The 21,334-nt window shown below is 73.0% G+C and carries 21 protein-coding genes; 12 read left to right on the forward strand and 9 right to left on the reverse strand.

The annotated features are described in order from the left end of the window. The first annotated feature begins 112 nt into the window (after positions 1–112). Entirely contained in the window at positions 113–2,368 is a 2,256-nt protein-coding gene (gene pcrA, locus AB0C87_RS25435; protein ID WP_345176617.1) for a DNA helicase PcrA, read from the forward strand. 31 nt (positions 2,369–2,399) lie between these two features. Here the strand turns inward: pcrA and AB0C87_RS25440 are convergent, their stop codons facing one another. Next, positions 2,400–3,395, reverse strand: coding sequence for a WYL domain-containing protein (locus tag AB0C87_RS25440; protein ID WP_353833998.1), 996 nt, complete (start codon positions 3,393–3,395; stop codon positions 2,400–2,402). Between the two features lie 62 nt (positions 3,396–3,457). On the opposite strand from AB0C87_RS25440, the gene AB0C87_RS25445 reads away from it, so the two are divergent. Both AB0C87_RS25445 and AB0C87_RS25450 read left to right on the forward strand, forming a co-directional pair. Next, a complete protein-coding gene (locus AB0C87_RS25445) occupies positions 3,458–4,627 on the forward strand; it encodes an epoxide hydrolase family protein (RefSeq protein ID WP_345176621.1) in 1,170 nt (389 codons plus the stop codon). A 122-nt stretch (positions 4,628–4,749) separates the two neighbouring features. After that, positions 4,750–5,370 carry a dihydrofolate reductase family protein gene (locus AB0C87_RS25450; RefSeq protein WP_345176623.1) on the forward strand — a complete coding sequence of 207 codons (621 nt, stop codon included), beginning with the start codon at positions 4,750–4,752 and terminating at the stop codon, positions 5,368–5,370. Here AB0C87_RS25450 and AB0C87_RS25455 read toward each other — a convergent pair. Beyond that, entirely contained in the window at positions 5,367–6,362 is a 996-nt protein-coding gene (locus tag AB0C87_RS25455; RefSeq protein ID WP_345176626.1) for a helix-turn-helix domain-containing protein, read from the reverse strand. The genes AB0C87_RS25450 and AB0C87_RS25455 overlap by 4 nt on opposite strands. 71 nt (positions 6,363–6,433) lie before the next feature. On the opposite strand from AB0C87_RS25455, the gene AB0C87_RS25460 reads away from it, so the two are divergent. Then, positions 6,434–6,766: a cupin domain-containing protein gene (locus AB0C87_RS25460; RefSeq protein ID WP_345176628.1), complete on the forward strand. Its 333-nt coding sequence runs from the start codon at positions 6,434–6,436 to the stop codon at positions 6,764–6,766. Between the two features lie 17 nt (positions 6,767–6,783). Here AB0C87_RS25460 and AB0C87_RS25465 read toward each other — a convergent pair whose 3' ends face one another. Next, the gene (locus tag AB0C87_RS25465) at positions 6,784–7,620 is read right to left on the reverse strand and encodes a methyltransferase domain-containing protein (protein ID WP_360579854.1); all 837 of its coding nucleotides are present in this window, start codon (positions 7,618–7,620) and stop codon (positions 6,784–6,786) included. 75 nt (positions 7,621–7,695) lie between these two features. Between AB0C87_RS25465 and AB0C87_RS25470 the strand changes: the two genes are divergently transcribed. After that, a complete protein-coding gene (locus AB0C87_RS25470) occupies positions 7,696–8,325 on the forward strand; it encodes a helix-turn-helix domain-containing protein (RefSeq protein WP_345176633.1) in 630 nt (209 codons plus the stop codon). 36 nt (positions 8,326–8,361) lie between these two features. Here AB0C87_RS25470 and AB0C87_RS25475 read toward each other — a convergent pair whose 3' ends face one another. Then, positions 8,362–8,937, reverse strand: coding sequence for a DUF6817 domain-containing protein (locus tag AB0C87_RS25475; RefSeq protein WP_345176636.1), 576 nt, complete (start codon positions 8,935–8,937; stop codon positions 8,362–8,364). A gap of 242 nt (positions 8,938–9,179) precedes the next feature. On the opposite strand from AB0C87_RS25475, the gene AB0C87_RS25480 reads away from it, so the two are divergent. Next, the gene (locus AB0C87_RS25480) at positions 9,180–10,007 is read left to right on the forward strand and encodes an alpha/beta fold hydrolase (protein ID WP_353833994.1); all 828 of its coding nucleotides are present in this window, start codon (positions 9,180–9,182) and stop codon (positions 10,005–10,007) included. 17 nt (positions 10,008–10,024) lie between these two features. On the opposite strand, the gene AB0C87_RS25485 is transcribed toward AB0C87_RS25480, so the two are convergent. Then, positions 10,025–10,768, reverse strand: a complete 744-nt coding sequence (locus AB0C87_RS25485) for a helix-turn-helix domain-containing protein (RefSeq protein WP_353833993.1) — start codon at positions 10,766–10,768, stop codon at positions 10,025–10,027. Between the two features lie 55 nt (positions 10,769–10,823). Between AB0C87_RS25485 and AB0C87_RS25490 the strand changes: the two genes are divergently transcribed. Then, a complete protein-coding gene (locus AB0C87_RS25490; RefSeq protein WP_360579857.1) occupies positions 10,824–12,032 on the forward strand; it encodes an MFS transporter in 1,209 nt (402 codons plus the stop codon). Here AB0C87_RS25490 and AB0C87_RS25495 read toward each other — a convergent pair whose 3' ends face one another. From AB0C87_RS25495 to AB0C87_RS25505, 3 genes are read right to left on the reverse strand one after another with little or no spacing between them, the layout of a single operon-like run. Then, positions 12,033–12,527, reverse strand: a complete 495-nt coding sequence (locus AB0C87_RS25495; protein WP_360350573.1) for a MaoC family dehydratase — start codon at positions 12,525–12,527, stop codon at positions 12,033–12,035. It lies immediately after the preceding gene. Continuing rightward, on the reverse strand, positions 12,499–13,050 hold the full coding sequence (locus AB0C87_RS25500) for a hypothetical protein (protein ID WP_360579859.1): 552 nt from the start codon (positions 13,048–13,050) through the stop codon (positions 12,499–12,501). The genes AB0C87_RS25495 and AB0C87_RS25500 overlap by 29 nt, the downstream gene beginning before the upstream one ends. 7 nt (positions 13,051–13,057) lie before the next feature. After that, a complete protein-coding gene (locus AB0C87_RS25505) occupies positions 13,058–13,678 on the reverse strand; it encodes a TetR family transcriptional regulator C-terminal domain-containing protein (protein WP_353833989.1) in 621 nt (206 codons plus the stop codon). A gap of 52 nt (positions 13,679–13,730) precedes the next feature. Here AB0C87_RS25505 and AB0C87_RS25510 point away from each other — a divergent pair, with 52 nt between their 5' ends. Next, positions 13,731–14,276 carry a GNAT family protein gene (locus AB0C87_RS25510; protein WP_345176654.1) on the forward strand — a complete coding sequence of 182 codons (546 nt, stop codon included), beginning with the start codon at positions 13,731–13,733 and terminating at the stop codon, positions 14,274–14,276. 105 nt (positions 14,277–14,381) lie between these two features. Further along, positions 14,382–15,149 (forward strand): TSUP family transporter, encoded by a 768-nt coding sequence (locus AB0C87_RS25515; RefSeq protein ID WP_345176656.1) that lies wholly within the window; start codon positions 14,382–14,384, stop codon positions 15,147–15,149. Between the two features lie 9 nt (positions 15,150–15,158). On the opposite strand, the gene AB0C87_RS25520 is transcribed toward AB0C87_RS25515, so the two are convergent. Beyond that, a complete protein-coding gene (locus AB0C87_RS25520) occupies positions 15,159–16,667 on the reverse strand; it encodes a glycoside hydrolase family 15 protein (RefSeq protein WP_360579861.1) in 1,509 nt (502 codons plus the stop codon). A 306-nt stretch (positions 16,668–16,973) separates the two neighbouring features. On the opposite strand from AB0C87_RS25520, the gene sucC reads away from it, so the two are divergent. From sucC to AB0C87_RS25535, 3 genes are all read left to right on the forward strand, one after another. Next, positions 16,974–18,155: an ADP-forming succinate--CoA ligase subunit beta gene (gene sucC, locus AB0C87_RS25525; protein WP_353835752.1), complete on the forward strand. Its 1,182-nt coding sequence runs from the start codon at positions 16,974–16,976 to the stop codon at positions 18,153–18,155. Positions 18,156–18,157: 2 nt separating this feature from the next. Beyond that, positions 18,158–19,045 carry a succinate--CoA ligase subunit alpha gene (sucD, locus tag AB0C87_RS25530; protein ID WP_353835751.1) on the forward strand — a complete coding sequence of 296 codons (888 nt, stop codon included), beginning with the start codon at positions 18,158–18,160 and terminating at the stop codon, positions 19,043–19,045. A gap of 216 nt (positions 19,046–19,261) precedes the next feature. Then, positions 19,262–21,244, forward strand: a complete 1,983-nt coding sequence (locus AB0C87_RS25535) for a DUF6350 family protein (protein ID WP_360579864.1) — start codon at positions 19,262–19,264, stop codon at positions 21,242–21,244. Positions 21,245–21,334 lie beyond the last annotated feature (90 nt).

Consider the following 21,334-nt stretch of genomic DNA (forward strand, 5'->3'; position numbering starts at 1 on the left):
CCGGGCCCCCGGGCGAGCTCGGAAGAGGTGCGGAGGTGGTACGGCCCGGCCGGACACCCCGGCTCGGCGGACGCGCCGAAAACGTCCGCGCAGCGCCGTAGACTCGCACGTGATGTCGAAGACCGAAGCTCACCCCTTGCTGGACGGCCTCAACCCGCAGCAGCGCGCCGCCGTCGTGCACTCCGGCAGCCCCCTGCTGATCGTCGCCGGCGCAGGCTCGGGCAAGACCCGGGTGCTCACCCACCGCATCGCCCACCTGCTCGGCGAGCGGGAGGTGCACCCCGGCCAGATCCTGGCGATCACCTTCACCAACAAGGCCGCCGCCGAGATGAAGGAGCGGGTCGACGCCCTCGTCGGGCCGCGCTCACGGGCCATGTGGGTGATGACGTTCCACTCCGCGTGCGTCCGGATCCTGCGCCGCGAGGCCAAGCGCCTCGGCTTCCCCACCAGCTTCTCGATCTACGACCAGGCCGACGCGAACCGGCTGATGGCGCTCGTCTGCCGGGAGCTCGACCTCGATCCCAAGCGCTACCCGCCGAAGTCGTTCAGCGCCCAGGTCTCCAACCTGAAGAACGAGCTGATCGACTACGAGACGTTCAAGGCGCGGGCGTCCACGCACATGGAGCAGACGCTCGCCGAGGCCTACGAGATGTACCAGGCGCGGCTCCAGCAGGCCGGCGCCATGGACTTCGACGACCTGATCATGATGACGGTCAACCTGCTGCAGGTGTTCCCGGAGGCCGCCGAGCACTACCGGCGCCGCTTCCGGCACGTCCTGGTGGACGAGTACCAGGACACCAACCACGCGCAGTACGAGCTCGTCCGCGAGCTGACCGCGCCGGTGGAGGGCGTCGGGGCCGCCGAGCTGTGCGTCGTCGGCGACGCCGACCAGTCGATCTACGCCTTCCGCGGCGCGACCATCCGCAACATCCTCGAGTTCGAGCGCGACTACACCGACGCCACCACGATCCTGCTGGAGCAGAACTACCGCTCCACGCAGACGATCCTGTCCGCCGCCAACGCCGTCATCGAGCGCAACGCCGACCGCAAGCCCAAGAAGCTCTGGTCCGACCAGGGCGAGGGCCACAAGATCACCGGTTATGTGGCCGACAACGAGCACGACGAGGCCGCGTTCGTCGCCCGCGAGGTCGACCGGCTCACCGATGACGGCGAGGCCCGTCCCGGCGACGTCGCCATCTTCTACCGCACCAACGCGCAGTCCCGTGTCTTCGAAGAGGTCTTCATCCGGGTCGGGCTGCCGTACAAGGTCGTCGGCGGCGTCCGGTTCTACGAGCGCAAGGAGATCCGCGACGCGCTCGCCTACCTGCGCTGCCTCGCCAACCCCGAGGACACCGTCTCCCTGCGCCGCATCCTGAACGTCCCCAAGCGGGGCATCGGCGACCGCGCCGAGGCCTGCGTCGAGGCGTACGCGTCCCGCGAGCGCATCTCGTTCTGGCAGGCCCTCCGGACGCCCGAGGACGTCCCCGGCATGGCGACCCGCTCGCTCAACGCCGTCCGCGACTTCGTCGCCCTGCTGGACGAGCTGCGCGCCGCCGCCGAGTCGCTCGCCCCCGCCGACCTGATCGCCGAGGTGCTGAAGGCCAGCGGCTACCTGGCCGAGCTCCAGGCGTCCAAGGACCCGCAGGACGAGACCCGCATCGAGAACCTCCAGGAGCTCGAAGCCGTCGCCCGCGAGTTCGAAGAGCGCCTCGACGGGGAGTCCGCCGAGGGCCGCCTTCCCGAGTTCCTGGAGCAGGTCGCCCTCGTCGCCGACGCCGACTCCATTCCCGGGGGCGCGAAGGGCGGGCCCGTGCCGCCGGGAGAGCAGCCCGAAGAAAGCGAGCACGGCGTCGTCACCCTGATGACGCTGCACACCGCGAAGGGCCTCGAATTCCCGGTCGTCTTCCTCACCGGCATGGAGGACGGGGTCTTCCCGCACCTGCGCGCCATGAGCAACCCCAAGGAGCTCGAAGAGGAACGCCGTCTCGCCTACGTCGGCATCACCCGCGCCCGGCAGCGCCTCTACGTCTCCCGGGCCACGATGCGCAGTTCGTGGGGAGCGCCTCAGGTCAACCCGCCGTCCCGCTTCCTCGGCGAGGTCCCGAAATCCCTCGTCGAATGGGAACGCGAGGCGTCCTCCACGTCCGGTTCCGCCATGTCGCGGATGGCGGAACGCCCGGGAACCCGCTCACCGGGAAACCGTCCGGTCCCGTCCCTGTCGCCAGGCGACAAGGTCACCCACGACGCTTTCGGGCTGGGCACCGTCGTCTCCGTCTACGACAAGGGCGAGAAGGCCAGCGTTGACTTCGGCGGCGACTACGGCGTCCGCACCCTGGTCCTTCGCTTCGCCACCATCGAGAAGCTCTGACCCCAGCCTCCGGCGGCGCGAGGCAGGGCGCCTACGTCGGTGACGTTCCCGGTGTGCCCGCGCTGGGGCCGGGGGCGGTGGCGCGGGTGTAGCGGGCGGCGAGGGCGCGCAGATGGTCGGCGAGTTCGGGGTTCGCGGTCTCGTCGATCCGGAAGTCGGCGCCCAGCATGCCCAGGTAGACGGTGAGCATGGACGGGTCGTCGGAGCCGACCTCCACGACGCAGGTGTCGTCTTCGCCGGGTTCGACCGTGATGCCGGCGGGCAGCCGAGCCGCGATCTCGGTGGCCGGCGCGTTGACCACGACCCGCGCTCTGTAGGCCCACGTGGCCTGCGCGAGGCCGGAGGCGAGGCGGGTCGTGACGTCCTCGTCCGGCATGTCCCGGGGCGTGAACCGGGGGCCGGCGGGCGGACGCAGGACGACGCGGTCGACGCGGAAGGTGCGCCAGTCGTCCCGCTCCAGGTCCCAGGCGAGGAGGTACCAGCGGCGGCCGGAGGCGACCAGGCGGTGCGGTTCGGTCACGCGGGGCCCGGTCGCGCCGCCGTGCGTGCGGTAGTCGAAGCGCAGGCGCTCGTGGTCCCGGCAGGCGGCGGCGATCGCGGTCAGGACGGCCGCGTCCACCGGCGGCTGGGAGCCGGGCAGCGCGACCGTCGCCGAGGCGAGCGCGCCGACGCGGCGGCGCAGCCGCGACGGCAGGAGGCGCTCCAGCTTGGCGAGCGCGCGGACCGAGCTCTCCTCGATGCCGGAGACCGCGCCGGTCGCCGCCGTCCGGAGCCCGATCGCCACCGCGACCGCCTCGTCGTCGTCGAACAGCAGCGGCGGCAGCACGGCGGCCGTGCCGAGGCTGTAGCCGCCTCCGACCCCCGGGGCCGCGTCCACCGGATACCCGAGCTCCCGCAGGCGCTCGATGTCGTTGCGGACGGTCCGGGTGGTGACGTCGAGGCGTTCCGCCAGCTCGGGCCCGGTCCAGTCGCGCCGGGCCTGGAGGAGGGACAGCAGCCGGAGCAGCCGGACCGAGGTTCGCATCATCGCTCCATGATGCCGCGAATCGCGGAACGATCTGTTCCGCATTGGCCCGTAGCGTGTTTCCCATGACGAACGACATCCGTCCTTTCCGCATCGACGTCCCGGCCGCCGAGATCGAGGACCTGCGAGCCCGGATCTCCGCGACGCGCTGGCCGGCGGCCGTGGGGGTGGACGACTGGAGCCGCGGCGTGCCGGCCGGATACCTGCGGGAACTCGCCGAGTACTGGGCCGCCGGGTTCGACTGGCGGGCGCAGGAGGCGGCGCTGAACGAGATCCCGCAGTTCACGACCGAGATCGACGGCCAGACGATCCACTTCTTCCACGCGCGGTCGCCGGAGCCGGGCGCGCTCCCGATCGTGCTCACGCACGGCTGGCCCAGTTCGCCGGTCGAGTTCATGAAGGCCGTCGGGCCGCTGACCGATCCCCGCTCCCACGGCGGCGATCCCCGCGACGCCTTCCACGTCGTCCTGCCCTCGCTTCCGGGCTACGGATACTCCAACCCGATCGGCGAGGCGGGCTTCAACCTCTTCGGCGTCGCGCGGATGTGGGCGGAACTGATGCGCCGCCTCGGATACGAGCGGTACGTCGCGCAGGGAACGGACGTCGGCTCGGGGGTGGCGGGGATGCTCCCCCTGGTCGCTCCGGGGCAGGTCGCCGGCGTCCACCTGTCCGGGACGGGCGCTGCCCCGCCGTTCGGGCCCGCCCTTGAGCCGGAGCGGTTCTCGGGAGCGGACCGGGCCCGGGCGCGGAAGTTCAACGAGTTCAGGGAGGAGGGGACCGGTTACCTGGCCCTGCAGTCGACGCGACCGCAGACGCTGGCGTACTCCCTGAACGATTCGCCGGTCGGCCAGCTGGCCTGGATCGTGGAGAAGGTGCGCGAGTGGACGGACCCGGCGATCGACCTCCCCGACGCGGCGGTGGACCGGGACCAGCTTCTCGCCAACGTGAGCCTCTACTGGTTCACGGGCTCCGGCGCGTCCTCCGCGCACGCCGTCTACGACGGCATGCGGGCATGGAAGGCCTTCGCGGCGCAGCAGAGCGGGCCCGCCCCGAAGCCGGATGTGCCGGTGGGGGTCGCGGTCTTCGCCGCGGACACCACCATCCGCTCCCTGATGGACCCGGACGGCTCTGTCGGGCACTGGTCGGAGTATGACCGGGGCGGCCATTTCGCGGCCATGGAGGTGCCGGAGCTGCTGGTGGAGGACGTCCGGCTCTTCAGCCGTTCGCTCAGGTGAGGCCGCCGCGCCGGGGCGGCAGTGCGTACGGCCGGATGCAGCCGGAACCGATGAGTTCCGGGGGCGGCGGTGGTCAGATCCTGTGAGCACCTTTTCCACCGGGCTGTCGAAGGAGTCGCAGGATGCGGAAGATCACAGCAGGGTTGTTCATCTCGCTCGACGGAGTCGTCGAAGACCCGCAGGACTGGCATTTCCCGTACTTCAACGAGGAGATGGGCCAGGCCGTCGACGCCCAGCTGGGGTCGGCCGACACCCTCCTGCTCGGCCGCAGGACCTACGACAGCTTCGCGGGCGCGTGGCCGGACCGGGAGAAGGCCGGAGGTGAGGACGCCGACTTCGCCAGGAAGCTCGGAGACGCCCGCAAGATCGTGGTGTCCGGCCAGGACCTCGACTTCACCTGGCGCAACTCCGAGCTGCTCCGGGGCGACCTCATCGAGGCCGTGACCGCGCTGAAGAAGGAACCGGGCACGTCGGACATCGCGATGAGCGGTTCGGTCTCGGTCGTCCGCGCGCTTCTGGAAGCGGGCCTGCTCGACGAGCTGCACCTGCTGGTCCACCCGATCGCCGTGCGCAAGGGGATGCGGCTGTTCGAGGACGCCGACGCGCCGCTGCCGCTGAAGCTCGTCTCCTCCGAGACCTTCGGCACCGGCGTGGTCCACCTCGTCTACCGCCTGGACGACGAGGCCCCGAGCGGCGACTACGAGACGGCCAAGGCGAGCCTTCCCCAGTCCGACGACGCCTAGCTCTCCGGCGGCTGCGTGCTGGACGACGCCGGGGCGCCTGCGGAATCCGCTTGAGTGCGGAAGGTGCGGCGGTAGGCGCCCGGTGTCGTGCCCAGGGCGGCGAGGAAGCGCCTGCGCAGGTTGGTGGCCGAGGAGAGGCCGGCGCGGCGGGCGATGGCGTCCAGGGGAAGGTCGGAGGACTCCAGCAGGTCCTGGGCCGCGGCGATGCGCCGGGTGAGCAGCCAGTGCCCGGGGCTGGTGCCGAGCTGCTCGGCGAACCGGCGGGCGAGGGTGCGGGTGGAGACGCCCGCGTGCGCGGCCATGGTCTCGATGGTCACGGGTTCGCCGAGCCGCTCGGCGATCCAGTCCAGGAGCGGCGCCAGCGTGCCGTCGATCTGCGCGGGGCGCGGCGGCGCCGAGTACTGGAGCTGGCCGCCCTCGCGGTGGGGCGGCATCACCATGGTCCTCGCGACGTGGGCGGCGTACCGGGCGCCCTGGTCGGAGCGGATCAGATGCATGCACAGGTCGATGCCGGCTCCGGCTCCGGCGCTGGTGGCGACGTCGCCGTGGTCGACGTAGAGAACGTCCGGGTCGACCTGGACGTGCGGGAAGCGGGCGGCGAACTCGCCGGCCAGGGCCCAGTGGGTGGTCGCCTTCCGCCCGTCCAGGAGGCCCGCGTGCGCCAGGGCGAAGGCGCCGGAGCAGATGCTGACCACTCGCGCGCCGCGGGAGTGCGCGCGGCGCAGGGCGTGCACGACCGCGGGGGACGGGGGTCTGCCGGCGGGCAGCCAGCCCGGGACGACCACGGTGTCGGCCGCGTCGAGCGCGTCCAGCCCGTCGGTCACGAGCATGTCGAACCCGGCCAGTGTCGCGACGGGGCCGGGGTGCTCCGTGCACACGCCGAAGGTGTACCGGACCGGAAGCCCGGCGCGCTCGACGCCGAACATCTGGGCCGCGCAGCCGAGCTCGAAGGTCGACTGGGGTGGGTGGACGAGCGCCGCCACGCGATGCATGGCATGAAAGTACCGCAAGATGTCTTTCCTGACACTCGGCCGGACGCGGCGCCGGTCGCCATGCTGGCCCCATGACGACGGAACAGAGCATGCCCGGCTATGTGTGGGCGAGCGTTCAGGACGCCCCGGTCCGCGAACTCTTCCCGGGCATCCGGCTGCGGCCGCTGTGGCAGGGCGACGACGGCGCGAAGGCCTTCGTCCTGCAGATGGATCCGAACACGTGCTGGGAGGGGGTCGACGTCCACGAACCGGGTCCTGAGGAGGTCTTCGTGGTCTCCGGCACCTTCAACGACGGCGACCGGGACTACCCGGCCGGCTCGTTCATCCATGCCCCCGCGGGTTCTTCCCACGTCCCGCAGACGTCGACCGGCTGCACCCTTTTTCTCTTCTATCCGGAAGGCTGACCAGGCCGCGATCGACGTCAGGGGCGGGTGGCGCTCACCAGCCATACGGAGCCGCGGATGCGGATGCCGCCCGGAGTCTCGTAGGCCGCGAGTGCTTCCTGGAGCTCCTGGCGGACGTGCGCGACAGCGGTCTGGTCCGCGTCCTGGAGGTTGTAGCGGACCGGGCCCTGGCTGAGGATGAAGTCCGCGGCGTCGCCGGGGTCGCGGCCGTAGTCCATCGGCGCCTGGACGGGGCTCGTGTCCACGTCCGTCAGCCCCGCCTGGTGCAGTACCTGGCGGATGCGGTCGGGGTCGGACAGGGAGCCCATGCCGCGGGCCGCGGGCGAGGGGCGGCGCATCAGCGGCGCGAGAGCGGCGGTGGCCCTGGCGTACTCGCTGTCGGGGCCGCCGGCCTGCGGCACGATGAACGCCATCCGGCCGCCGGGCCGCAGCGCGCGGGCGATGTTGGCGAACGCGGCGGCGGGATCGGCGAAGAACATGACGCCGCCGCGGCTGACGACGACGTCGAAGCCCTCCTCGTCGAAGGGGTGGGCCTGCGCGTCGGCCTGGTCGAACCGCACGTTGGCGATGCCCTGCTCCGCCGCGTCGGCGCGGGCGCGGGCCAGCATGGGGCCGGAGATGTCGACGCCGACCGCCCGCGCCCGCGCCGCCCGTCGCGCGGCGAGCAGGGTGAGCTGCCCGGTGCCGCACCCGATGTCCAGGACGGTCTCGTCCTCGGCGATCGCGGCCCGGTCCAGAAGGGGCCGGTTGAAGCCGCCCATCATCGCGTCGTACCGCGGGGCGTCGTCGGCCCAGGCCGCCCCCTCCCACCCGTTCCACGCCTCGGCCTGCTGGACGTTGACGACGGTGTGCATCCTGTCTCCTTCGCTGCGGGTCCGAACTTTTTAGAGGTTAACTCTAGTGATGAACTCTAGAGATATACTCCCGCCATGGACACCGTCAAGCGGCCGGACAAGCGGGCCGAGCGCTCCCGCCGCACCCGGGCGAAGGTCATCGAGGCGGCGCGGGAGCTCTTCGTCGCGCAGGGCTACGGGGCGACGAGCCTTCAGGAGGTCGCCGACCGCGCGGGGGTGGCCGTCCAGACGGTGTACTTCGTCTTCGGCACCAAGCGCGCGCTGTTCAAGGACGTCGTGGACGTGTCCATCGCGGGGGACGCCGAGCCGGTCGCCACCCTGGAGCGGGAGTGGTTCCGCGCCGCGTGCGCCGCGCCCACCGCGGCCGTCCAGCTGCGCGAGCACGTGCGCGGCACCGTCGAGATCCTCGGCCGGGTCGCCCCGATCATGTCGATGATCGCGGCCGCCGGCGCCGCCGACCCGCAGATCGCCGCGCAGTGGCCCGACGGGCCGGACCCCCGTTACACCGTTCAGCGCGCCGCGGCCGAGGCGCTGGTCGGCAAGCCCGACGCGCGCCCCGGCGTGTCCGCCGAGCTGGCCGCCGACCTGCTGTTCGGCCTGCTCAGCCCGCAGCTGTACCTGCTCTTCGTCCAGGACCGCGGCTGGGCGCCGGACGCCTGGGAGGAATGGGTCCACGCCACCCTGGCCGCCCAGCTGTGCGCCTGAACGAGAGCCGCCGGCCGCTCGCGGTGCCGCGAGCGATCATGCCGGCGGGGGTACCCGGCGCCGCGCGGTCTCCTCGACTGCCAGGGAAGCCGCGGCGCTCAGCAGGGGCCGCCAGGCGGCGAACAGGTCGAGAAGCTTCGTGATCTGGGATCCGTCCAGGGCGGCCGTGCGGATGACGTCCAGTTCGTTGGCGACGGTGAGTTCGGCGAAGTCCCGGCGCTGCCGTGGTGAGGGACGAGACACCGACCCGGTGAAGCGGTCGGTGAAGGCGCCGTCGGGCTGGTGCAGGGACGGGTACGTGCGGGCACGGTCGCAGCCGGCGTAGAGGTGGACGAGGTCCTCGGCTTCGGTGCCGATGACCTCGCTCAGTTCCTGGCGCCGGTGAACGGAGCCGAGCGCGACGGGGAAACCGTCGGTTCCGTAGAAGGCGTGGCACAGTCCAGCAAGACGAAGGGCGGGCCGCGCACCCCAGGCTTCCAGCAGAGCGTGCACCCGTTGGAGATGCTCAAGCAGGGTGCCGCCGGGGTGCTGGATCAGGTCGGCGCGTTCGGCGCGCAGGAGGTCGGCGGCATCGGCCTCGCGGTTCAGGCCGGCGTCCTGTTCTGCCGTCACGGCCGCTCCCTGGTCGAAGGCCCCCTCGACAGGCTGCGCGCCGAGGACGACCCTCGTCAATCCATGGATTCCGTTCGATCTCCCCAAGGCTGGGCTTGGAGGTAAAGACACTTCGACTGCTCATTGGGCGTTCTGGGCGGTCGTGAGGGTATCGGTGCGGCTGGTTGCTGGACGGCCGTTTCGTCGCTGGGGGCGCGGTCGGTCCGGCCGACGTGTCCACGAGACGCTACGGGGGTTCGAGCATGGCATTCGTCACCACGCGCGACGGCAACGAGATCTTCTACAAGGACTGGGGCAGCGGGCAGCCCGTGCTCTTCATCCACGGCTGGCCGCTGAACGCCGACGCGTGGGAGGACCAGATGAAGGCGGTGGCCGACGCCGGCTACCGCGGCATCGCCCACGACCGCCGGGGGCACGGGCGCTCCAGCCAGCCGTTCGACGGCTACGACTTCGACACCTTCGCCGACGACCTCAACGACCTGATCAACCGGCTCGACCTGCGGGACGTCACGCTGGTCGCGCACTCGATGGGCGGCGGCGAGCTGGCCCGCTACATCGGGCGGCACGGCACCGGGCGGGTCCGCAAGGCCGTCCTGCTGTCGGCGATCACGCCGTCCATGCTCAAGACCGGCGACAACCCCGAGGGCGTGCCCGAGCAGGCGTTCGAAGACATCAAGAACGGCATCCTGCGCGAGCGCTCGCAGTACTGGAAGGACGCCTCGGAGGCGTTCTTCTCCGCGAACCGGCCGGGCAACAAGGTCACCCAGGGCAACCGGGACGCGTTCTGGTTCATGGGCATGCAGGAGAGCCTCCAGGCCGGCGTGAAGTGCGTCGACGCCTTCGGCTTCACCGACTTCCACGAGGATCTGCGCAAGTTCGACGTCCCGACGCTGATCGTGCACGGCGACGACGACCAGATCGTCCCGATCGACGCGACCGCCCGCAAGGCCGTCGAGATCATTCCGAACGCCGACCTGAAGGTGTACGAGGGGGCCTCGCACGGGATCGCGCTCGTGCCCGGCGACAAGGAGAGGTTCAACGCCGACCTCCTGGACTTCCTGAAGGGCTGACCCGTCCCCGGAGCCGCTCACGCGGGGTGGTGGGCGCCCGGGGTGTGGCCGAAGGCACGGCGGAAGACGTCGATGAAGCTGCTGGCGGACGACCAGCCGCACTGGTGGGCCACGGTGGTCACCGGGGTGTTCTCGGCCAGGAGTATCAGGGCGTGGTAGAGGCGCAGCTGGGTGCGCCACTGCGGGAACGTCATCCCGAGGTCGCTCCGGAAGAGCCGGGAGAGGGTGCGGTCGCTCGCGCCGACCTCCCTGCCCAGTTCGGCGAGCGTGCGGTTGTCGGCGGGGTCGGCGTGCAGGATGCCGCACAGCGCCCTGAGCTGCGGGACGGTCGGGGCGGGCAGGTGCAGGGGCTGCTGGGACGAGACGCGCAGCTGGTCCAGCAGGACGGCGCGCAGCCGGACCCGGGCGGGGGTGTCGCCGTCCGGGTCGCGGGTGTAGGCGAGGATCAGTTCGCGCAGCAGGGGGCTGACCCCGAGCACCGCCGGCTCGTCCAGCCCGAGCGGGTTGTGGCTCGCGGGCAGCCCGACCAGGTGGAGTTCGAGCTCGCCGTGGGCCTGGTGGGCGTGGACGGCCCCGGCGGGGATCCAGATGGCGCGGTCGGCGGGCGCCACCCAGGAGCCCGCGCCGGTGGTGACGGCGACCACGCCCCGTCCGGCGTAGGCGATCTGGTGGTCGTCGTGGCGGTGGGCGTCGATGGCGGCGCCCGGCGCCAGCGAACGCGCTCGGGTCGGCGCGATCGGTTGATGGCGGCTTTCCTGCATTGGTTGGCAGATTATCGGAAGTCCGACACCGGTCTCCGGCGCGAGCATGAGGGACGTGTCATCGAGTCCAAGAGAAGCGACCCGTCGGCGGGACGGGCGGCCGGTCGTCCTGCTGTCCGCCGGACATGCGTGCGTGGACGTCTACCAGGGGTCCGTGACGGCGCTCGTCCCGTTCTTCGTGGCCGAGCGCGCCTACACCTACGCGGCCGCCTCGGGCATCGTGCTCGCCGCGTCGCTGCTGTCCTCGGTGGCGCAGCCGCTGTTCGGGGCGCTCACCGACCGGTGGGCGATGCCCTGGCTGCTTCCGCTGAGCACGCTTCTGGGGGGAGCGGGGATCGCTCTGAGCGGCCTCAGCGGCGATTACGCCCCCACCCTGGCCTTCGTGGCGATCTCCGGGATCGGGGTCGCGGCGTACCACCCCGAGTCCGCCCGGGTCGCGCGGAAGGCGAGCAGGGGGAGCCACACGGCGATGAGCTGGTTCTCCGTCGGCGGCAACGTCGGGTTCGCGCTCGCGCCGCTTCTGGTCGCGGCGGTCGTCGCGACCGGCGGCCTGCGCTGCACGCCGTTCCTCGTGGTGCCGGCACTCGTGGGCAGCGTCGTGTGCCTGCCCGTCCTGCGCGCCCTTGAGGGGACGGCCTCCGGCGCGCGCACGACCACGACGGCCGGTGTGGACGATGCACGCTCTTTCCTCAAGTTGTCGCTCGCCGTGGTCTGCCGGTCGATCGTGTTCGTGGGGCTGAGCACGTTCATCTCGTTCTACGCGCGGCAGCGCACTGGAGGGGGAGTGGCGGCGGGCACGGCGGCGCTGTTCGTCCTGTACGCCGGGGGCGCAGTGGGCACCGTGGCGGGCGGTTCCCTGGCCGCCCGCTGGGACCGGGTCACCGTCGTGCGCTGGTCGTACCTGCTGACCGTGGTCGCCGTGGCGGGCATCGTGCTCGTGCCCGGCCCGGCGCTCTACCTGTTCGTCGCGCTGACCTCCGCCGGCCTCTACGTCCCGTTCTCGCTGCAGGTCACCCTCGGGCAGGACTACCTGCCCACGCGCGTCGGCACCGCCGGCGGCGTCACCCTCGGCCTGACCGTCAGCGTCGGCGGACTCGCGAGCCCCGTCCTCGGAGCTGTCGCCGACGCCGCGTCGCTGCGCGTCGCCCTCGCGCCGCTCATCGCGCTGCCCGCGCTGGCCTGGCTGCTGTTCCGGACGCTGCCCGAGCCCGCGGTCCCGGTGCCCGCCGCCGCGCCGCCGCCGGTGCGGGAGGGCGCGCGGTGATCAGGCCGTGCGGCGGCCCAGGAGGTTCGCCGGCAGGGTGTGCAGGACGACCTGGTCGTCCTGGTTGAGAAGTTCGGCGCGGGTGCTGACGACGCCCCGGTCCGGCTTGGAACGGGACGGGCGGACCTCCAGGACGGCGACGCGCAGGCGCAGGGTGTCGCCGGGACGGACGGGAGCGGGCCAGCGCAGCTCGTCCACGCCGGGGGAGGCGAGGCTGGCGACCCGGGACAGGAAGTGGTCGGCGAACAGCCGCATCATGATCGAGCCGGTGTGCCAGCCGCTGGCGATGATGCCCCCGAACGGGCCGGAGGCGGCGAACTGCGGGTCCACGTGGATGGGCTGCGGGTCGAAGCGGCGGGCGAACTCGACGATCTCCGCCTCGTCCACGGTGACGTGGCCGTACTCGTAGGTCGTGCCGGCGGTGTAGTCCTCGAGATAGCGGTCGTCGATGGGGGCGGCGAAGTCGTCACCGAGGGCGCGGGTCCTGATCGTCATGGGACCAGGATGGCCCAGCGGAGCCCGGGCCGCCGCGGCTCCGCGCGCGGGGCGGGGCGAGGCGCCGCCATTCCTCGCTGAGCTCGGCGTGCAGCCGGTAGAGGCCGTAGGGGGTGTCGCCGGACGGCTCACGGAAGCGGGTGCCCTGGTCCACGGGCATCGACGCCGGCCGGACGGGGAAGAAGGCGGCCTGGCGCTCGCGTTCCTCGGACCGGACCTGGAGCAGCCAGAAGCCCTGATAGGCGTCCGCGCTGATCTCGATGATCTCCGTCCACGCGAACCGGCGGCGGCCGTACCCCGTGACGAGGGTGAGGGCCTCCGCGTCCAGGATCATGCGCGTCCGCAGCAGGGGGACGGCTCCGGCCGCGAGGGCGAAGCAGGCGGTTGCGGCGGCCCATGCCGGGGCGCCGGCGCCGTCGAGGGCCTTCTGGACCGCCACGACGCCGAAGAGGGCGGCGATGGCGACCCCGGCGAGGATCATGCCGAGGTGGCGGGGGCAGCGCAGCGTGCGCGGCTCGGTCATCGGGACATCATCCCTCCCCGCCGGGAGTCGCGGGGAGGCCGGCCGGCGCGGCCAGTGCGGCCAGGAAGGCGTCCAGCATCGCGGCCTGGCGGGCGGGCGGGTAGGCGTCCGGGGCGAACAGGGCGTGGACGACCAGGCCGTGCGTGAACGCGGCGGCGGCCGCGACGGTGTCGTCCGGGCCGGGCCCCGCGGGCAGTTCGCCGCGCTCGACGGCGGCGGCGACGTGGGGGCGGAGCCGCGCGCGCCAGTTCTCGTAGCGGAGCCGCTGGCGCTCGCCGAGTTCGGGATCGGCCAGCGCGACGTCCCAGGAGCTCACCCAGATCCGGTTCATGGCCGACGCGGCGGGGGTCAGCGGCAGAACGTCCAGGAGCGCGGCGCGCAGGGACGCCAGGCCGGGCGGGGCCTCGCGGAGGGGGCGGTTCGCGGTGCGCTCCTCGGCGAGGTCGAGGGCGTAGGCGACGAGGGCCCTCTTGTTCGGGAAGTAGTGCGTGAGCAGTCCGGTGGAGGCGCCCATCTCCGCCGCGACCGCGCGCAGGGTCAGGCCGCCGAAGCCGCGACCGGCCAGGACGCGCCAGACGGCCTCGGACACGTCCTGGCGGCGGGCGTCGTGATCACCTCGGGCGGGCATGCCCGTAGAATACATAACAAACGTTCGGTACGTACTCCCCGGGAGGTCCCCCATGTTCGCTCGCACGCTCGCCGAGGGCGCCGAGCTGCGCCCGTTCGAGCCCTGGCAGGCGGCCGAGTTCGCCGAGCACGCCGACCGGATCCGCGGAGAGATCGACCAGTACATCCCCTGGGCCCGGACCGTGGTGGACGAGGCGAGCGCCCGCGAGCTCCTCCAGGCCTACGCCCACAGGCAGGCCAGGGACGAGGGCCGCCTCTACGGCATCTGGGTGGACGGGGTCCTCCAGGGCGGCACGGTCTTCCGGACGTTCGACGCCGCGCAGGGCGTCTGCGAGGCGGGCGTCTGGCTCGCGGCCGAGGTCCGGGGGCGCGGGCTGATCACCAAGGCCGTCCGCATCATGATCGACTGGGCGTTCGGCGTGCGGGGGATGCACCGGGTGGAGTGGCTGTGCGACCCGCGCAACACCGCGAGCGCGGCCGTGGCGGAGCGCCTCGGGATGACGTGCGAGGGCGTCCTGCGGCAGGCGTTCGTCCTCGACGGCGACCGCCGCGACGTCCAGGTCTGGGCGGTGCTCGCCAGCGAGTGGCCGACCTCCTGAAGGGAGCGGCGTGCCGGGGGCGGGGGAGGCGGCCGCCGGCCGGAGGAGGCGGCCCGCTAGGGTAATCGGTGATCTGAGTTTCACTCCTTACCCCCGGGAGCCCCCGTGCACGCCGAGCAGGTCGTCTTGCTGCTGGCCGCCGCCGTCGCGGCGGGCTGGGTTGACGCCGTGGTGGGAGGCGGCGGGCTGATCCAGTTGCCCGCGCTGCTGCTGCTCAACCCCGGGCAGCCGGTCGCGACCGCGCTCGCCACCAACAAGCTGGGCTCGATCGCGGGCACCGCGTCCGCCGCCGTCGCCTACGCGCGCAAGGCCAAGCCGGACGTCAGGGTGGCCCTCCCGGCGGGCCTGCTCGCGGTCTGCTGCGCCGCCGGCGGCGCCCTCTGCGCGGCGGCGATCTCCTCGGACGTGCTGAAACCCGTCATCATGGTCGTCCTGCTGGCGGTGGCCGCGATCGTGGTGCTCAGGCCGAACCTCGGCCGGCTCCCGCGGCCGGTGCTGCGGACGCGCCGCCGGGTCGCCGCCGCCGTCCTCGTCCCGGGCGTCGCGATCGCCTTCTACGACGGGCTCCTCGGGCCGGGCACCGGGACGTTCCTGGTGATCGCCTTCACCGTGCTGCTCGGCATGGACTTCGTCGACGCCTCCGCCACCTCGAAGATCATCAACACCGGCACGAACCTGGGCGCCCTCGCGGTGTTCGCGGCCCAGGGCCACGTGCTGTGGGCCATCGGGCTGGCCATGGGGGTCTGCAACATCGTCGGCGCGCAGCTCGGCGCCCACATGGCGATCAACCGCGGTGCCGGATTCGTTCGGGCCGTCCTGCTCTGCGTCGTCTCAGCCCTCGTGCTGAAGCTCGGGTACGAGCAGTTCGGCTAGGGCCTCACCTCACGGGACGGGGAGCGGCCGGTCCAGCGCGGAAAGGCTCAGCAGGACCAGCGACGCCGTCCAGCCCAGGGGAGCCGGGCCCGCGGGCCTGCCCGTCACGCCGACCTTCTCCGGCAGGACGCCCAGGGACGTGCGGTGCGCCGAGAGCCAGTCGAGCCGCCGCAGCGCCTCGTCCCTCCGGCCCGACGCGGCCGCGTTCAGCCCGAACAGCGCGGTCTCCGGCGTCCAGGCGACGTCGGGGTCGCCCGACCAGCGCTCGCCCGGCAGGACGCCCCCGTTCGGCAGCGCCTGCTTGCGCGCGGCGTCCGCGATCGCGGTGGTCACGCCCGGATCGGCCGGCGCGAACGGCGGTGCGAGAAATGTCACCGAGGTGTCCATCAGCCCGCCGGGGACGGGGGAGCGCGGGTAGCCGTAGGGGGCGAACTGCCTGGCCACCGCGTCCGAGAGCCGCCGCGCGGCGTGCCGCCACTGCGTCGCCTTGGCGCCCTCGCCGCGCATCCGCGCGAGGTCGGCCGCCGCGCGCAGCCCCGCCAGCGCGGGGCCGACCACGCCGAGCGTCGGGCGGCGCGGGTCCTGCTCGCGCCGGTGGTCGCGTTCCCAGTAGTCGGACGAGGCGGGCGGGAGCCCCTCGGCGTCGAGGGAGCGCGCCAGGTGGTCGGCGGCGCGCCGCACCATCGGCCACAGCGTGGGCAGGTCGTCCTGGTCCGCGGTCCGGACGCCGTAGAACCACGTCGCCCACAGCACCCAGCCGAGCGAGTCGAGTTGCGGGGCGCGGCCATCGGCGACGGCCGTCCCGTCGGCGTTGTACCGCGCCGCCCACATGCCGTTGTCGTGCTGCGCCCGGGCGAGGAAGTACAGGACGCGGCGCGCCTCGGCCGGATGCCCGGTGGCGGTGAACGCTGCCACGGTGAACGCCGAGTCGCGGGGCCAGCAGTACCGCCACTTCGAGTACCAGGACGCGAGAGACGCGCCGTTCGGGCGGGTGAGGAGCCGGAGGTCGAGCAGGGCGCGCGTCGCCATGTCGCGGTAGGCGTCGTTCGTCGCGCCGCCCGGGACGGTCCCCTGCGCCAGCCACGCGCCGTCGGACCGGACCGCCCGGTCCACCCGCGGGTCGGAGGCGTCCACGGTGATCGGCGCCTCGCCGCCCGACGGGACGAGCCGGACCCGCCCGTCCGCGAGCCTGACGACCGAGCTTCCCGGCAGGTAGGAGGCCCCCTCGGCCTGATCGGGGGAGAGCGGGACGCCCGCGAACGGCCACCCGCCGCCGCCGACGAGCCCGGGGCTCGCCCAGCCGGCCTCGGGCGGCTCGGGGACGGTGGCGCCGCCGGTCGCGACGAGCGCCGCCACGATGAGCAGGCCCGCGGTGCGCCGCACCTTGCGGGCGCCCGAGCGGCCGCGCGGCGCGGCCCGCCGGCGCGGCGTGGCCGGCCCGCCCGCGGGCGGCGGGACGGAGATGACGGACGCGACGGGGACGGGTTCCGCGACGGACCTGTTCCGTCTCTCCGCCATCGCCATGCGTTCGCCCCCTGTCCGCCTGGCCGTCTCGCCGAATTAGTACATCAAACTACGTCAATCGGTTCATCCTCCTCACGAGCCACTCGTGCCCTCCCCTGAGGATGAGCACACCTACCGCCCGGGGCGCTCCCGTACAAGAGAAGTCCGCGTTACTTGTGGACCCGGCGGCGTCACCACCGAGGCGGGTTGACTAGGCTGCATCGACGGAGCGGACCGCAGAGTGCCGGCCGCACGGACACCCGTGTAACGCCCACTCGTGTGGTCGCACATTCGGCTGTCGATCCGTAAAAGGACGCCCTCGTGGACCTGTTCGAACATCAGGCGAAGGAACTCTTCGCCGAGTACGGGGTACCGGTGCCCACCGGCAAGGTCGCCCATACTCCCCAGGAAGCCCGGGCCATCGCGGCGGAGCTGTTCGCCGCGGGAAGCTCGAAAGTCGTCGTCAAGGCCCAGGTGAAGACCGGCGGCCGCGGCAAGGCCGGGGGCGTGAAGCTGGCCGACTCCGCCGACGAGGCCGAGCAGCTCGCCACCCAGATCCTCGGCATGGACATCAAGGGCCACACGGTCCACAAGGTCCTCGTCGAGGAGGGCAGCGCGATCGCGCAGGAGTACTACTTCTCCTTCCTGCTCGACCGCGCCAACCGCACCTTCCTGTCCATCTGCTCCGTCGAGGGCGGCGTGGAGATCGAGGAGGTGCCGCACGACCGGCTGGCGATGGTGCCGGTCTCGCCGCTGGAGGGCGTGGACCGCGCCCGGGCCCGCGAGATCGCCGAGAAGGGCCGCCTCCCGCAGGAGGCCCTCGACGGCGCCGCCGAGCTGATCGAGCGGCTGTGGGCCGTGTTCACCGACGAGGACGCCACCCTCGTCGAGGTGAACCCGATGATCCTCACCGCCGACGGCCAGGTGAAGGCCCTCGACGGCAAGGTCTCCCTGGACGACAACGCCTCGTTCCGCCAGGACGACCACGAGAAGCTCGAGGACAAGGCCGCGGCCGACCCCCTGGAGGCGGCGGCGAAGGCCAAGGACCTCAACTACGTCAAGCTGGACGGCAGCGTCGGCATCATCGGCAACGGCGCCGGGCTCGTCATGTCCACGCTCGACGTGGTCGCCTACGCCGGCGAGCAGTTCAACGGCCAGAAGCCCGCGAACTTCCTCGACATCGGCGGCGGCGCGTCCGCCGAGGTGATGGCGAACGGGCTGGAGATCGTCCTGTCCGACGCCGACGTCAAGTCCGTCTTCGTCAACGTCTTCGGCGGCATCACCGCCTGCGACGCCGTCGCCAACGGCATCGTGTCGGCCTACAAGCTGCTGGCCGACCGCGGCGAGACCGTCAACCGCCCGCTCGTCGTCCGGCTGGACGGCAACAACGCCGAGCTCGGGCGCAGGATCCTCAACGACGCGGCGCTTCCCGGCGTCCAGCAGGTCGACACCATGGACGACGCGGCCAGGCGCGCCGCCGAACTCGCAGCGGCAGGTGCATGACAATGGCCATCTGGCTCACCGAGAACAGCAAGATCATCGTCCAGGGCATCACGGGCTCCGAGGGCACCAAGCACGGCCGCCGGATGCTCGCCTCCGGCGCCCAGGTCGTCGGCGGCGTGAACGCCCGCAAGGCCGGGCAGACGGTCGACTTCGACGGCACGACCCTCCCGGTGTTCGGCACCGTCAGGGAGGCCATGCAGGAGACCGGCGCTGACGTCTCCGTCGTGTTCGTCCCGCCGAAGTTCACCAAGGACGCCGTGGTCGAGGCGATCGACGCCGAGATCCCGCTCTGCGTCGTCATCACCGAGGGCATCCCGGTGCACGACACCGCCTACTTCTGGGCGTACGCGGAGTCCAAGGGCAACAAGACCCGCATCATCGGACCGAACTGCCCCGGCATTGCGTCTCCCGGCAAGTCGAACGCGGGCATCATCCCGGCCGACATCACGACGCCCGGCCGCATCGGCCTGGTGTCCAAGTCGGGCACGCTGACCTACCAGATGATGTACGAGCTGCGCGACATCGGCTTCTCCACCTGCGTCGGCATCGGCGGCGACCCCGTCATCGGGACGACCCACATCGACGCGCTCCAGGCGTTCCAGGACGACCCGGAGACCGACGCCATCGTGATGATCGGTGAGATCGGGGGCGACGCCGAGGAGCGCGCCGCCGCCTACATCGAGCAGCACGTGACCAAGCCGGTCGTCGGCTACGTCGCCGGGTTCACCGCCCCCGAGGGCAAGACCATGGGCCACGCCGGCGCCATCGTGTCCGGCTCCGCCGGCACCGCGCAGGCGAAGAAGGAGGCCCTGGAGAAGGTCGGCGTCCGGGTCGGCAAGACCCCGAGCGAGACCGCCGTCCTCATGCGGGAGATCATGCAGAACCGCTGATCCCCCCGGACCACCCGAAAGACGCCCGAGCCGCCCGTCGGCCCGGGCGTCTTTCGCGTCCCGGCAGCCGCCGCGGCGCGCGGTGGCGCCAGCCGGCCGGGCGGGGTGGCGCCGCCCGGCCGGGCGGGGTGGCGGCGCCCGGCCGGGCGTGATCGCAAAGGCGACACGCCGGGCGGGCGGGCCTTGCGGGGGCGGGCGCGGTGCCAGCATGGACCGGTGAGCGACAAGACCCCCGGGCAGCGCGCGAAGCGGCAGCCGTCGAAGGCGGCACCGACCAAGGCGGCACCGACCAAAGCGGCGCCGACCAAAGCGGCGCCGCCCAAAGCGGCGCCGACGAAGAGCGCGCCGTCGAAGAGCGCGCCGTCGAAGGGCGCAGGGGCGAGGGGGGCGGGAGCGACGGGCACGCCGAAGGCCGCGCCGCCGCCGCCGGGCGAGGCGGGCCGGGCCGACGCGCCGCCGGGCGCGGACTCCGGTCGCGGGCGCCCGCCGGCCGTCCCCGCGAGGCCGCTGTACGTGACGGGGCTCGTCGCGGCGCTGTGGTGCATCGGCATCGGGCTCGCGGTGCTCACCACGATCACGCTGATCGGCTGGATCGCCGCGCCGAAGACCGCGCTCGGCCACGGCCTGGCCGGGGTGTTCCGCACGGCCGTGAACTTCTGGCTGGTCTCGCACCACGCGGGCTTCTCCTACGGGCAGGGGCGGTTCGGGCTCCTTCCGCTCGGCGTGCTCGTCCTGCCCGGGGTCCTGCTGTACCGGGGCGGCGGGTGGATGATCCGGGTGGCCGGGCTGCCGCACCGGCAGCGCACCGCGGTCCTGCACGTGAGCGTCGCGCTGGCCGCCCCGTACGCGGCGCTGGCCGGGCTGCTCGCGCTCGCGGCGTCGTCCGAGGAGGTGCGGCCGTCGGCGTGGCAGGCGCTCGTCGGCTGCTTCCTCGTCGCCGCCGTCGCGGGCGGGCTCGGGGCGGCGCGGGCGGTCGTGGCGGCGGAGGCCCGCGGGCGGCGGGTCCGGTCCGGGCTGGGCGCGCTGCTGCGGCTGCTGCCCGAGCGGCCGCGCTCCCTGGTGATCGGTGTGGCGGGGTCGCTGAGCGTGCTGCTCGCGTCCGGCGCGCTGCTCGTCGGCGGGTCCCTCGCCGCGCACCTGTCGGACGCCGGCGACCTCTACGACATGCTCGCCCCCGGCGCCGTCGGCGGCGTCCTCCTGCTGCTGGTCGAGCTGGCTTTCCTGCCGAACGCGGCGATCTGGGGCATGGCGTACGCGGTCGGGCCGGGCTTCTCCGTGGGCGCCGGGACGAGCGTCTCCCCGACCGGGGTGTTCCTGAACGCCGTGCCCGCGTTCCCGCCGCTCGCGGCCCTTCCCCAGCCGGGCCCGGCCCCCGCGATCTCACTGCTGGCGCTGGCCGCGCCCTTCGTCGCCGGCGCGGTGGGCGGCGTCCTGACGATCCGGTCCCTGCCGAGCCCGGTGTCGGAGGGCGCGCCGCTGTGGGGCTTCGTGTCCGGCGCCCTGACCGGGGCCGTCGCGGCGCTGCTGAGCGCGCTGGCGGGAGGGCCGCTGGGCGGCGGACGGATGGCGACCGTGGGCCCGTCGGCGTGGCAGGTGGGGCTGCTGGCGGCCCTGGAGGTGGGGATCTCGGCGGCGATCGCGGCGTGGGTGGCGAACTGGATGGTGCTGCGGCGTCCGGCGCGCGCGCCGTCCAAGAAGCGGGCGGCCAAGAAGGCCTCTGCCGCGAAGGCGCCCTCCAAGAAGGCGGCGAAGAAGCCCGGCAAGCCGAAGAAGCCGGTGCGGACCGTCCCGGAGCCCGCCGTGCCGTTGTCGGCGCCCGTCCCCGGGGATTACGACCTGCGCCCCGAGGGCCCGCCCGAGCCGGCGCCGAAGGCCCCGCACGCCCCTGACCCGCTGGAGTTCGAGGAGGCCGAGCCCGTCCTCGCGCCCCGGCGGCCCCGCCGCCGGACGGACCCGGCGCCCGATCTCGCCGAGGACGAGCCCCAGCCGCCGAGCGACGGCACGATCGTCGTCGAGGGGCACCTGGAGCCCGAGGAGCCCGGCGGGCACCGAGATCTCGGCGTGCACCACGAGCCCGGCGAGGGGGAGCCCGCGGAGGAGCGGCGCCCCGTCCCGCCGCCCCGCGAGGACTCGGGACGCACCGAGAACCGGGGCGGCGCCATCTACGTCCTCCGGGACGACCCCGACCAGGACGCCTAGGGCGTGTTTCGAAGTGGGGTGAGCATCGGCGTGTTGTGAGCCGGACGCAGTGAGGTCTCCGGTAGATGGTTCATCGACCAAGAAGAACCC

Source organism: Actinomadura sp. NPDC048021 (assembly GCF_040653135.1).
In the GTDB taxonomy this organism is placed as follows: Bacteria; Actinomycetota; Actinomycetes; order Streptosporangiales; family Streptosporangiaceae; genus Spirillospora; species Spirillospora verrucosospora.

Excerpts from the sequence above, each read along its gene's own strand:
- pcrA (WP_345176617.1), top strand. The coding sequence starts at position 113 with ATGTCGAAGACCGAAGCTCACCCCTTGCTGGACGGCCTCAACCCGCAG.
- AB0C87_RS25440 (WP_353833998.1), bottom strand. The coding sequence starts at position 3,395 with ATGATGCGAACCTCGGTCCGGCTGCTCCGGCTGCTGTCCCTCCTCCAG.
- AB0C87_RS25445 (WP_345176621.1), top strand. The coding sequence starts at position 3,458 with ATGACGAACGACATCCGTCCTTTCCGCATCGACGTCCCGGCCGCCGAG.
- AB0C87_RS25450 (WP_345176623.1), top strand. The coding sequence starts at position 4,750 with ATGCGGAAGATCACAGCAGGGTTGTTCATCTCGCTCGACGGAGTCGTC.
- AB0C87_RS25455 (WP_345176626.1), bottom strand. The coding sequence starts at position 6,362 with ATGCATCGCGTGGCGGCGCTCGTCCACCCACCCCAGTCGACCTTCGAG.
- AB0C87_RS25460 (WP_345176628.1), top strand. The coding sequence starts at position 6,434 with ATGACGACGGAACAGAGCATGCCCGGCTATGTGTGGGCGAGCGTTCAG.
- AB0C87_RS25465 (WP_360579854.1), bottom strand. The coding sequence starts at position 7,620 with ATGCACACCGTCGTCAACGTCCAGCAGGCCGAGGCGTGGAACGGGTGG.
- AB0C87_RS25470 (WP_345176633.1), top strand. The coding sequence starts at position 7,696 with ATGGACACCGTCAAGCGGCCGGACAAGCGGGCCGAGCGCTCCCGCCGC.
- AB0C87_RS25480 (WP_353833994.1), top strand. The coding sequence starts at position 9,180 with ATGGCATTCGTCACCACGCGCGACGGCAACGAGATCTTCTACAAGGAC.
- AB0C87_RS25485 (WP_353833993.1), bottom strand. The coding sequence starts at position 10,768 with ATGCAGGAAAGCCGCCATCAACCGATCGCGCCGACCCGAGCGCGTTCG.
- AB0C87_RS25495 (WP_360350573.1), bottom strand. The coding sequence starts at position 12,527 with ATGACGATCAGGACCCGCGCCCTCGGTGACGACTTCGCCGCCCCCATC.
- AB0C87_RS25500 (WP_360579859.1), bottom strand. The coding sequence starts at position 13,050 with ATGACCGAGCCGCGCACGCTGCGCTGCCCCCGCCACCTCGGCATGATC.
- AB0C87_RS25505 (WP_353833989.1), bottom strand. The coding sequence starts at position 13,678 with ATGCCCGCCCGAGGTGATCACGACGCCCGCCGCCAGGACGTGTCCGAG.
- AB0C87_RS25510 (WP_345176654.1), top strand. The coding sequence starts at position 13,731 with ATGTTCGCTCGCACGCTCGCCGAGGGCGCCGAGCTGCGCCCGTTCGAG.
- AB0C87_RS25520 (WP_360579861.1), bottom strand. The coding sequence starts at position 16,667 with ATGGCGGAGAGACGGAACAGGTCCGTCGCGGAACCCGTCCCCGTCGCG.
- sucD (WP_353835751.1), top strand. The coding sequence starts at position 18,158 with ATGGCCATCTGGCTCACCGAGAACAGCAAGATCATCGTCCAGGGCATC.